Source organism: Kitasatospora sp. NPDC023118 (assembly GCF_055560875.1).
In genome coordinates, this window is the sequence record NZ_JBVHHW010000084.1 from 1 (window position 1) to 548 (window position 548).

Sequence of the window (548 nt, forward strand, 5' to 3'; positions counted from 1 at the left end):
GCCAAGGTCACCTCGCGCACCCCGCGCGTCTCCACCGGCCGCCCCGAGCTGACCGAGGCCGCCATCGTGGTCTCCGGCGGCCGCGGCGTCGGTGCCGCCGAGGGCTTCGGCGTGGTCGAGGAGCTCGCGGACGCGCTCGGCGCGGCCGTCGGCGCCTCGCGTGCCGCCGTCGACGCCGGCTGGTACCCGCACAGCAGCCAGGTCGGCCAGACCGGCAAGCAGGTCTCCCCGCAGCTGTACGTGGCCAACGGCATCTCGGGCGCGATCCAGCACCGGGCCGGCATGCAGACCTCGAAGACCATCGTGGCCGTCAACAAGGACCCCGAGGCCCCGATCTTCGAGCTGGTCGACTACGGCGTGGTCGGCGACCTCTTCCAGGTCCTGCCGCAGCTCACCGCCGAGGTGAAGGCCCGCAAGGCCTGATCCCCCGGACGAACCACGGAGGGCGTGGCACTCGGTACCCCCGGTACTGAGTGCCACGCCCTCCGGCGTGGGGGGGGGGGGGGCGGGAGGGCCCCAACACGCGGCCCTCACCGGGTATGCGGGTC

1 protein-coding gene is annotated in these 548 nt (G+C 74.3%); it reads left to right on the forward strand.

The window, feature by feature from the left end; genetic code table 11:
• On the forward strand, positions 1–423 hold a 423-nt coding region (locus ACZ3UD_RS37625; protein WP_465598599.1), incomplete at its 5' end, for an electron transfer flavoprotein subunit alpha/FixB family protein.
• Between the last annotated feature and the right edge of the window lie 125 nt (positions 424–548).